8 protein-coding genes and 1 pseudogene are annotated in these 10,269 nt (G+C 74.0%); 2 read left to right on the top strand and 7 right to left on the bottom strand.

The annotated features are described in order from the left end of the window. Nucleotides 1-218: 218 nt before the first annotated feature. Entirely contained in the window at nt 219-1,616 is a 1,398-nt protein-coding gene (locus tag ACZ4WV_RS14750; protein WP_465746470.1) for a sensor histidine kinase, read from the bottom strand. Further along, nucleotides 1,613-2,293: a response regulator transcription factor gene (locus ACZ4WV_RS14745; protein WP_465746468.1), complete on the bottom strand. Its 681-nt coding sequence runs from the start codon at nt 2,291-2,293 to the stop codon at nt 1,613-1,615. The genes ACZ4WV_RS14750 and ACZ4WV_RS14745 overlap by 4 nt, the downstream gene beginning before the upstream one ends. 165 nt (nt 2,294-2,458) lie before the next feature. On the opposite strand from ACZ4WV_RS14745, the pseudogene ACZ4WV_RS14740 reads away from it, so the two are divergent. After that, a pseudogene (locus tag ACZ4WV_RS14740) lies at nt 2,459-3,922 on the top strand (glutamate synthase subunit beta). Between the two features lie 78 nt (nt 3,923-4,000). On the opposite strand, the gene ACZ4WV_RS14735 reads toward ACZ4WV_RS14740, so the two are convergent. Further along, nucleotides 4,001-4,630 (bottom strand): hypothetical protein, encoded by a 630-nt coding sequence (locus ACZ4WV_RS14735; protein ID WP_465746467.1) that lies wholly within the window; start codon nt 4,628-4,630, stop codon nt 4,001-4,003. A gap of 207 nt (nt 4,631-4,837) precedes the next feature. Beyond that, on the bottom strand, nt 4,838-6,385 hold the full coding sequence (locus tag ACZ4WV_RS14730) for a TolB family protein (protein WP_465746465.1): 1,548 nt from the start codon (nt 6,383-6,385) through the stop codon (nt 4,838-4,840). Between the two features lie 486 nt (nt 6,386-6,871). Here ACZ4WV_RS14730 and ACZ4WV_RS14725 point away from each other — a divergent pair, with 486 nt between their 5' ends. Beyond that, nucleotides 6,872-7,384, top strand: a complete 513-nt coding sequence (locus tag ACZ4WV_RS14725; RefSeq protein WP_465746463.1) for an isochorismatase family protein — start codon at nt 6,872-6,874, stop codon at nt 7,382-7,384. A 135-nt stretch (nt 7,385-7,519) separates the two neighbouring features. On the opposite strand, the gene ACZ4WV_RS14720 is transcribed toward ACZ4WV_RS14725, so the two are convergent. The 3 genes from ACZ4WV_RS14720 to ACZ4WV_RS14710 all read right to left on the bottom strand — a co-directional run bounded on the left by ACZ4WV_RS14720 (nt 7,520) and on the right by ACZ4WV_RS14710 (nt 10,257). After that, nucleotides 7,520-8,350, bottom strand: coding sequence for an MBL fold metallo-hydrolase (locus ACZ4WV_RS14720; RefSeq protein WP_465746461.1), 831 nt, complete (start codon nt 8,348-8,350; stop codon nt 7,520-7,522). A 157-nt stretch (nt 8,351-8,507) separates the two neighbouring features. Then, nucleotides 8,508-9,458, bottom strand: a complete 951-nt coding sequence (gene murQ / locus ACZ4WV_RS14715) for an N-acetylmuramic acid 6-phosphate etherase (RefSeq protein WP_465746459.1) — start codon at nt 9,456-9,458, stop codon at nt 8,508-8,510. A 118-nt stretch (nt 9,459-9,576) separates the two neighbouring features. Then, the gene (locus ACZ4WV_RS14710) at nt 9,577-10,257 is read right to left on the bottom strand and encodes a DUF6445 family protein (protein ID WP_465746457.1); all 681 of its coding nucleotides are present in this window, start codon (nt 10,255-10,257) and stop codon (nt 9,577-9,579) included. Between the last annotated feature and the right edge of the window lie 12 nt (nt 10,258-10,269).

The following is a 10,269-nucleotide window of genomic DNA, read 5'->3' as shown; positions in this document are numbered from 1 at the left end:
AAGGCGCACAGACTAGGGATGCTGAGGTGCATCGGGCCGGGCTACTCCGCCGCGCCCCCCCCCCCCCCCCCGCCCCACCCCCCCCCCCCCCCCCCCCCCCCCCCCCGCCGTCGGGTTCTCCGGGCCCGTCGTCGGATTCGATCGCGGTCGGTCGCGTTCAGTCCTGGCCTGCTCTGGTCCAGCTTTGGTCAGCCGTGGTCAGCCGTGGTCAGTCGTGGTCAGGAGCCCAGGGTGAAGCCGATCACCGCGCCGCCGCCCTCGCGATTGGCGGCGAAGGCGGCGCCGCCGTGCGAGCGCGCCACCTCGGCCACGATGGCCAGACCGAGGCCCGAACCGGGCAGGCTGCGCGCGGCGGTGGCCCGGTAGAAGCGGTCGAAGACCCGGTCGAGGTCGGCCGTGTCGATGCCCGGGCCCCGGTCACGCACCTCGACCCGCGGGCCGCGCACCACCAGCTCGATCGGGGAGGTCCCGGCCGGGTCGAACTTGGCGGCGTTGTCCAGCAGATTGCCCACCGCGCGGGCCAGCGCGTCCGGGCGGGCGGTCACCACCGTGTCGTCCGCGTCCACGGTGACCTGCCGGTCGCTGCGCCGCCGGGCCTGGGCGGCGGCCTCCTGGACCAGCTCCGCCAACACCACCTCGACAGGCTGCTCGTCCGCCTTGCGGTCCGCCGCGAGCGCCACCAGCTCGTCCACCAGCAGGGTCAACTCCCTCGCCTCCTCGGCCAGATCGGCCATCAGCGCGGCGCGTTCCGCGGGCGGCAGCCGGTCCAGACTGGGCAGCACCGAGAGGTTGGTGCGCAGGCTGGTCAGCGGGGTGCGCAGTTCGTGCCCGGCGTCCTGGACCAGACGGCGCTGGTTCTCCTTGGCGGTGGCGAGCCGGACCAGCATCCGGTCGAAGGCGCGGCCGAGCCGGCCCACCTCGTCCGTCCCGGCGGCGGGCACCGGGACGTCCAACCGGCCGCTCACGGCGACCCGTTCGGCCGCCTCGGTGAGCCGCACCAGCCGACCGGTGATCCGCCGGGCGAGCAGCCAGCCGACCGCCCCCGCGATCAGCACGACGGCCAGCACCACCGACACCATCTGCTGCCGCAGCTTGGCCAACAGCTGCTCGATGTCGCCGAGTCGCTGCACGATCTGGACGGCGCCCCGGCCGCCGCCGAGCGAGACCACGCCCACCCGACAGGTCTCGCCGCCCAGGCGCCGCTCCTCGGTCACCGTCCGGGCGGGGGCGTCGGCGCGGGCGAGTTCGCGGTCCTCCGCCGTGGTCGGGAGGTCGAGGCGGGCGGTGCCCGGGAGGGGCAGCCCGTCGGGGTCCAGGGCCTGAGCGGTGACCCGGATCGGGTGCAGCAGCTGCTCGCTCATCCCGCTGGGACCGGTGAAGTCCCCCGGGAACAGGGTCTCGCGCTGGACCTGGCCGCTCACCGCCCGTACGGCCGAGCCGAAGTCGTCCGCCTCGTCGTCGAGGATCAGGCGGGCGGCGGCGTGGTAGCCGAGCGTGCCGATCAGCACCGCGACCAGGGCGGCCATCGCGGCGAAGGCGAGCGAGAGGGTGGTGCGCAGGCCCGCGCGCGGCAGCCGGGCACGCGGGCGGGCGCCGGGGCGCGCGGGGCCGGTCACGGCTCGCGCAGCGTGTAGCCGACGCCGCGGACGGTGTGGATCAGCGGGACCAGGCCCGGGCGGTCGAGCTTGCGGCGCAGGTAACCGATGAACACCGCGAGGTTCTTCGAGCCGGGGCCGAAGTCGTAGCCCCAGATCCGCTCGTACAGGGTGGTCTGGTCGAGCACGGCGCCGGCATGCCGGGTCAGCAGCTCCAGCAGGTCGAACTCGGTGCGCGACAGCTCCAGTTCCTCCCCGGCGCGCCAGGCCCGCCGGGCGGCGGGCTCGACCCGCAGGTCGGCGACCGTCAGCACGTCCTCGACCGGCCCGGGCGGGCGGCGGCGCAACAGGGCGCGCAGGCGGGCGAACAGCTCGTCCACGTCGAAGGGTTTGACCAGGTAGTCGTCGGCCCCGGCGTCCAGTCCGGCGATCCGGTCCGGCACCTCGACCCTGGCGGTGAGCATCAGCACCGGGGTGCGGTCGCCGGTCGCGCGCAGCCGGCGGCAGACCTCCAGGCCGTCGGGCTCGGGCATCATCACGTCGAGCACCAGGACGTCCGGGCGCTGCTCCGCGAGCACCGCGAGGGTCTGGGTGCCGTCCGCCGCGATCCGCACCCGGTAGCCCTCCAGCGTCAGGGCGCGGGAGAGCGAGTCGCGGATGGCACGGTCGTCCTCGGCGATCAGCACGGTGTGAGTCATGCGGGGATTCTGCCTGGCGTGCTCACGGCAGTGGAGGGCGGGGCGCGGGATTTCCCGGCCGGGCGGGTTACGCGTGCTGCTTCGTGGGCGTACGGTGGCCACACGGTGGCGCGCCGCCGGGTGGTTCGCCGGATCCCGTGTCGGCACGCCCCGCCGGAGGCCGCGATGGCAGACCGGATGGCTTTCCTCACCACTTCGCGCGTGGAGCGGGCGCGGCGCGACGCGCGGGAGCGGCTCGCAGACCGGCGGGAGGTGTACCGGCCGGTGGCGCTGCTGCGGTCGTGGGCGGACTAGCCGGGCGGTGCATGGACTGCGGGCTGCCGTTCTGCCACGCCGCCAGCCCGCTCGGGAACCTGGTGCCGGACTGGAACCAGCTGGTGGCGGCGGGGGAGTGGCGCGCGGCGGCCACGCGGCTGCTGGCGACCAACAACTTCCCCGAGTTCACGGGGCGGCTCTGCCCGGCGCCGTGCGAGAGCGCCTGCGTGCTCGCGATCGACGGGGCCGCGGTGACGATCGAGAACATCGAGCTGGCGATCGCCGACCGGGCCTGGGAGGAGGGCTGGGACCGCCCGCACCCGCCAGAACGGCGCGGCCGGGAGCTGCGGGTCGCCGTGGTCGGCTCCGGCCCCGCCGGGCTGGCCGCCGCCCAGCAGCTGACCCGGGCCGGGTACACCACCACGGTCTACGAGCGGGCCGACCGCCCGGGCGGGCTGCTGCGCTACGGGATCCCGCCGTTCCGGCTGGAGAAGCACCGGCTGGAGCGGCGGCTCGACCAACTGCGGGCCGAGGGAACGGACTTCCGCACCGGGGTCCGGGTGGGCCCGGACGTCACCGGAGAGGAACTGCGGGCCCGGTACGACGCGGTGGTCGTCGCGGTGGGAGCGACGGCGGGCCGGGAGCTGGCGGTGCCCGGCGCCCGGCTGCCCGGCGTGCACCCCGCGATGGAGTACCTGACCTGGGCGAACCGGGTGGACGAGGGCGACTGCGCGGACCCGCCGCTGACTGCCGAGGGGCGCGCGGTGGTGATCGTCGGCGGCGGGGACACCGCGGCCGACTGCCTGGGGACGGCGCTGCGCCAGCACGCGGCCTCCGTCACCCAACTGGACATCAACCGTCGCCCACCGGCGCGCCGTGCGCCCGGCCAGCCCTGGCCGGTGGACCCCAAGGTGTACCGGGAGACCACCTCGCACGAGGAGTCGGGGCCGGACTGCCGGGTGTTCGCGGCGACCACCGTCGGCTTCGAACCGGGCCCGGGAGGGCGGTTGGCGGGCGTGCGCTTCGCCGAGGCCGAGCCGGGCGACCGCAGCGCCCGGCCGGGCACAAGAGCGGACCGTACCGGCGCAGCTCGCGCTGCTCGCCCTGGGCTTCACCGGGCCGGAACCGGACCAGCCGCTGTTCGCCCAACTCGGGCTCGCCGTCGGCTCGGACGGCTCGCTGGAGCGGGACGACGGGTACGGCGCCGCGACACCGGGCGTGTTCGTCGCCGGGGACGCCGGGCGCGGCGAGTCGCTGATCGTCTGGGCGGTCGCGGAGAGCCGCTCGGCGGCTGCGGCGGTGGACCGCTATCTGCGGGGGAGCACCGAACTCCCGTCGCCGGTCAGTGCCTCGGCGCGGGCGCTCACGCTGTGAGGGCGTCGGCGCTCACCGTGTGAGGCCGTGGGCGCTCATGCTGTAAGGGCGTGGGCGCCCGTGCCGGACGGCACCCTCTCAGCTGAGGCCGAGGACGGAGAGCGCGGTGGTCCAGTCGGTGGCGATGGCCTGCTGGGCGGGCACCAGATCCACCCGGTGGTTGCAGACGGCGCGGTAGAGCTTGTACTCCACGGTGTCCTTGTCGGTGGAGGCCTGGCTGTTCGAGCCGACGGCGTAGCGGGGCTCCGGCCAGAGGTTGCGGGGGTCGGTGGGGTGGCCGCCGAGCGACAGCGGGATGAAGTGGTCCTCCTCGTAGTCCGCCGTGTCGGTGTCGGCGTAGCCGTACTGGGCGATCTGCTGGACCTTCAGGCGGTTGGTGTACGTGGTGGACGGGCGGATCGAGGTGCTGTACCCGCCGACGCAGATGGTGTCGTCGATGGTGTCCTGGGTGACGTCCGGGTTGGTGGCGCCGGGGGTGCAGACCGGGTCGGGCAGCGGAAGGTAGGACTGCGAGCAGGTCGCGCCGAGGACGGCGCGGGTGTGCGGGGCGGTAGCGGTGGCGTGCGTGGCCGTGGTGGTGGCCGTGGCGTGCGTGGTGCCGGTGGCGGGTGCGGTGCCGACGGCGTGTGCGGTGCCGGCGGTGGTGAGCGCGGCTGCGGCGAGGACGACGGTCGCGACGGCGGGGGCGATGCGATGGGCGCGAAGCATGGGGAGCTCCCTCACACGGGCCCGGCGCGGGCGCGCCGGGCGGTGTGTCCATGCCATCACCGGCGGATCTATGCGGGTAGACGGGCTTCGGTGAACAGCCGACGAAGCGTCAGTCCGTGGCGCGGGACAAGTGTTCGCTTGACGTGACACCGAGCGGCGGCTGCGCGCGCCCCGCACCGTGCGCACAGTCGGCGCCGGCGCCCGCCGTCAGTGGCGCGCGAGGCGGCGGAGGAAGACGTCCGTGACCTTGTTGGTGTCCCCGGGGGAGAGCGTGCCGTCCTCCGAGCTGAACACCGCCGTCGTGCCGCGTGCGTCGACGTACGGACCGAATGAGGCGCCGGTGCTCTGCGAGCCCTCGTCCGAGAGGCTGACCCGCTCGGTGCGGCCGGTCCACAGGTCGCGCCGGAACACGTCGGAGACGCCGTTGGTGTCGCCGGGCACCAGGTTCTCGGCCGTGGAGTCGAAGTACACCCAGCGGCCGTCCGCCGTCAGCCGGCCGTTGTAGGAGTCGCCGGTGGTCTTCGTCCCGGGCAGGCCGACGCTCACCAGGGTCTCGGTGCCCTCCTCCAGATCGCGGACGTACACCTCGAAGTGCCGGTCCCACCCGCTGTCGCCGTGCTGGACCCAGGCGGAGTAGACGGCGTACCGGCCGTCCGGACTGAGCGACGGGTAGTCCGCCCCCCGCGCGCCGCCCTTGTCGTCGGTGCTGGCCACCATGGTCTCCTCGGCCCGCAGGTCCCGGACGTAGAGCGGGTAGAGACGCGGTTTGAGGATCCGGGGCGTCCGGGGCCGGGCATCGGTGCGGAAGGAGTCCCGGACGAACAGCTCGTCCGACTCCTGGCCGGCCTCGGCCGCGAGCTCGGCGACGGCGTCCGGGGACAGCGCCCCCGGCCTGCCCGGGCCGGTGATGTTGGTCGCCTTGGAGACGAAGGCGACGGAACCGCCGTCGGCGCTGATCACGGGGGAGGCGGACGACCCGTCCGCCTCCTTGCCGTCCGCGCCGATGCTCACCAGACGGTTCTCGCCGGTCCAGAGGTCATGGACGTAGATGTTGCCGCCCTGCCAGGTGACCGTACCGGGGGCCAGGTCGGTGCGGTTGGACTGGAAGGCGATGTAGCGGCCGTCCCAGCTGAGCGAGGGACGGCCGGAGAGCCGGTCGGACTGCGGCGTGCCCGGGGCCTCACCGTGCGGCCCGCCCGGCTGCCGGCCGACGGAGACCAGCGTGGTCCTGCCGGTCCAGCGGTCGTGGACGTAGACGTCCTCGAAGCCCAGGTCGGCACCGGGCGTCAGGTTGGTGGCGCCGGAGCTGAAGGCGACGTAGCGGCCGTTGCCGCTGATCGCGGCCTCGAGGGAGTCCCCGTCGGCCTGGACACCGTCCGGTCCGGTGTCGACCCGCTCGGTGCGGCCGGTCCGCAGATCGCGGACGAAGACGTCGGACTTGCCGTTGGTGTCGCCGGACACCAGGTTGGCGGCACTGGAGGTGAAGACGGCGTAGCGGCCGTCGGCGCTCAGACCGGCGGCGAACGAGGCGCCGTCGGGCTGCGCCTGGCCGAGGCCGGAGGACACCCGCTCGGTGCCGGGCTTCCCGGGCTGGTCGGCCTGGGCCGCCTGTGTGGTGGTGAGCGCGAGCGCGGCGGCGGCGCCGAGGGCGGTGACGGCGTGCAGGAGGCTTCCGGAGCGCCGTCCGGGGCGTTCGGGGCGTTCGGGGCGTTCGGGGTGTTTGGACGGCTGGGCGGTGGTGGGTGTGCGGGTCATCGGGTCCCTCCCCTGGGAACGGCCGCCGGACGGTGTCGACGGTGATGCCGGTGGCGCCGGTGGCGTCGAGTGCCGGTTCGTCGAACGCCCCGGCGGCCGGCTCGGGGTGAGCCAACCGTCGGGCGGGGCGGGCGGTCAATGGCGGTGGGCGGGGAGGGGCGCATTCGCGTCAAGGGCCGGTGGCGGGCGGCTGCTGTCGGCACCGTTCGGGCTGCCGCTGGTCGCGTCGGTCGTAGCGCCAGAGCGCGCCGGAGGTGCGGCGGACAGCACGGCCCGGACGCCCTGGCGAGCGGCGATTCCGCCCGCCCGCAGGTCGCCGAGGGCGGGCCCGGTGAAGCCGAGCAGCATCACCAGACCGGCTGCGCGGCCCTGGAGTTCGTCCGGAACGGACTGGTCCAGATGGGCGCTGCGCGCGCGAGGTCGAGGACGAGGCGGCGGCTCCTGGGGCAGGCGTGACCGGTGACCGGCATGGGCTAGCGTGAGCCCATGACCACTCTCGATGCCCGCACCACGGCCCTGGTCCTGATCGACCTGATGGACCGGATCGTCGCCAATCCGCTCGCGCCGCACACCGGTTCGGAGGTGGTGGCGGCTTCGCTGGAGCTCGCCCGGGCCTTCCGCGCGGCCGGCGCCCCCGTCGTCGCCGTGCGTGTCGAGCGGCCCGGTGTCGCCGAGCAGCCGCCCGGCAGCGAGTTGCTGGCCGAGGTCGCGGCGGCGGCCGACGAGGTGGTGGTGAAGCGCACCATCGGCGCCTTCCAGGGCACCGGGCTGCACGAACTGCTCCGCGCCCGGGGCGTGGAGACCCTGGTGTTCGCCGGAATCGCCACCAATCTGGGCGTGGAGTCGAGCGCCCGGGCGGCCGGTGACCACGGATACCGGCTGGTGTTCGCCGAGGATGCGATGAGCGCCCTGACGGAGGCGGAGCACCGGGCCTCGGTGGAGCTCGACTTCCCACGCCTGGGCGAGGTGGTGGCTGCGGGCGATCTGCATCTGGGCTAGCGGCGATCCGGGTTGGTCGAACCGGACTGGATGATCCGGGCCGGATGATCTGGGTCAGCCGGTCGTGGCGGGTCGGTCGTGGCGGGTCGATCGGGGGCTGGCTGACGTGGGCTGGACGACCTCGGTGAGCGGGTGCTACGTAACAGGCAGGTCGGGGTCAGGGGTTGTCGTCGGTTCGAAGCCGGCCAGCATCTGGGCCAGCGCTGCCTGGTCGGGGCCCACGAAGGGGGAGATCCCCGCTGCGGACCCGAGTGTGTCGATCATCCGCTCGGTCAACCCGGCCGCAGCCGGCAGGTGGGTCGACAGGACGAGCTCGGGCTCGCGGTCCCGCAGCAGGCGGAAGGTGTCCAGGAATCTCTTCGGGTCGACGTTCTCGACCCAAGGGCTGTCCACACTGGCCCACAGCAGCTGCGCCGCCCGCAGGTCCTCAGCCGGGACGGCACCGGCGTCCGCTCCCTCCGCCGTGTCCGCGCTGGGCATCGGGGCGCCGAAGCAGTCCGAGCTGAAGCAGACACCGGTGAGGTCGTCGAAGAAGCCGACGGTAGTGGGATTGTCGAACAAGGGCGGTCGGAACGCGGTGAGCGTGCGGTCGCCGACTTCGAGTGACTGGCCCGGATTGAGAAGGTGGACCCGGTCCAGCGGGAGCGGTCGCTCGCAGGACATGATCCCCACCGCGATGAAGGTGGTCACCACCTTCGCGTTCGGCGCTGCCTCCAGGAGCGCGTGGATGCCGCCGGTGTGGTCGCGGTCGGGGTGGGTGAGCCAGATCCAGCGCACGTCTGCCGGGTCGAGGACTCCGGCGAGGGTGTCCAGGAAGTTGCGGTCCGGCAGCCCGAGGCCGGTGTCGACGACGACGGGTTGCTGCGCGTGGAGTACGAAGGCATTGACGGGAATGTGGCCGATCCCCGGTACCTCGAGGCTGTCGCTGAGGACGCTGACATCGGGTCGGACTCGGTGGACGGACATGGGCGATCTCCCTCCAGAGTGGGATCGCTCGCATCCGTTGAAACCACTGTAGACGCGCGGCCCTGACCGGCCCAGTGCTCCGCGGGCCTTTGTCGCCGGAGCTTCGTCGTTTCCACTGGTCGGGGACCGACGGGTGGGCCGGCCGCCGGCGGAGCTTCTACCGCCTGGCGAGGTCCAGGGCATCGCGCAGCCGTCCGGCCGAAGCCGTGAGCAGCCGGGCGGCGGTGGGCGCGTCCACGTCGGCGAGGAGGGTCAGGATCGCGTCCTTCGTCCGGCCGTCCGTCGAGGCCAGGGCCCGGTCGACCGCCTCACCCTCGGCACCGGTGGCCTCGGCGACGATCCGCCGGGCGCGATCGCGGAGCTTGGCGTTGGTGGCCCGGAGGTCGACCATCAGGTTTCCGTATGTCCGGCCGAGACGGACCATGACTGCGGTGGAGATCATGTTGAGCACCAGCTTCTGCGCCGTACCCGCCTTCAGCCGGGTGGACCCGGCCAGCACCTCGGGGCCGACCTCCACCTCGATCCCCAGCTGCGCCGCGGCCGCCAGCGCCGAGCCCCGGTTGCACGCCAGTCCGACCGTCAGGGCCCCGGCGGCCCGCGCTGCGCGGACGGCCGCGAGGGGGTAGGGCGTACGGCCGGAGGCGGAGACTCCGACCAGGGTGTCGGACGGGGCGAGGCCGAGCGCGGCGACGTCGGCCTCGGCGAGGTCGGTTCGGTCCTCGGCTCCCTCGGCGGCTTCTGTCACCGCCCTCCGGCCGCCCGCGATCAGGCCGACGACCAGGCCGGGATCGGTGCCGAAGGTCGGTGGGCACTCGGCGGCGTCCAGCACCCCGAGCCGCCCAGGGGTACCCGCCCCGGCGTAGACCAGCCGTCCGCCGCGGGCCATCCGGGCGGCCACGGCGTCGACCGCGGCGGCGATCCGCGTCAGTTGGCCGGCGACGGCGGTGGGGACGGTGCGGTCCTCGGCGTTCATCAGGTGGAGCAGGTCGAGGGTGGGGAGTCGGTCGATTCCGGCCCACTCGGGGCGGATCGTCTCGGTCGTGGGTGTCGTGGGAGCCGTGGGCGTGGTGCGTGTCGTCGGTGCCGGGGGTGCGGCGTCGGGGTTCATGCGGCGAGCGTCCCCAGGTGCGGGCGGGCTGAACCAGGCCGCCGGCTGGTAGGGCGGGAGCCGACGACGACGGCGTTCGGCGCTTCGAAGCGCTTCTCGGCTGTCGGTGGCCGGGCCGTCAGGCCATCCAGAAGAAGACGGCCGTCATCCGGCGGTCCGCCAACTCTTCGCCGTAGTAGCTCGTGGCGCTGTGGATCAGGTTGGCGTGGTAGAGGAGCAACTGGTTGTAGCGGTTGGGAACGCGGACGTCCTCGGTGAAGTGGTCGGCGGGCACATGGCGGGTGCCGAGCGCCTCGACCAGGTTGTTATGCGGGGCGTTGACCAGGTTTCCGCCGAGGCGGCCGCCGGGGAACTGCTGCCGGTAGAAGCTGGTGCCGGAGTCTTTGGGCGCCCCCGGGCTGAGGTAGAGCACGGCGGCGTAGCGGCAGAGCGCACGGGAGTCGGTGTGCGGGCGGGACTCCGACTCCCCGGCACCGACCACCTGGACGCAGTTGTGATTGAGCGTGCCGCCGCCCGGGGTGCTCTGCACCCAGAGCCGGGATGCACCGGTGGCCTTGCGGACCAGGGCCTCGACCCGGGACAGCTCGTCAGGCTCCAGGCCTGGCATGGTGCGCACACCCGGCCAGGTCTCGGGGCGGTACGGGTAGCCCTCGGTCCAGTCGCCGCGGGCCAGGACGCGCTCGCGGACGGCGTCCGGGTCGGGCAGGACGTTGTCCAGGACCCAGTAGTCCCGGCCGCGGGTGGGCTTGCGGTAGGGCAGGACCGGTAGGGCGGTCGGCCTGATGGGCTGTGAGGGCATGGGCCGACCATA

It is taken from the genome of Kitasatospora sp. NPDC029312 (assembly GCF_055569215.1).
This window is presented reverse-complemented; position numbering and strand designations above follow the sequence as displayed.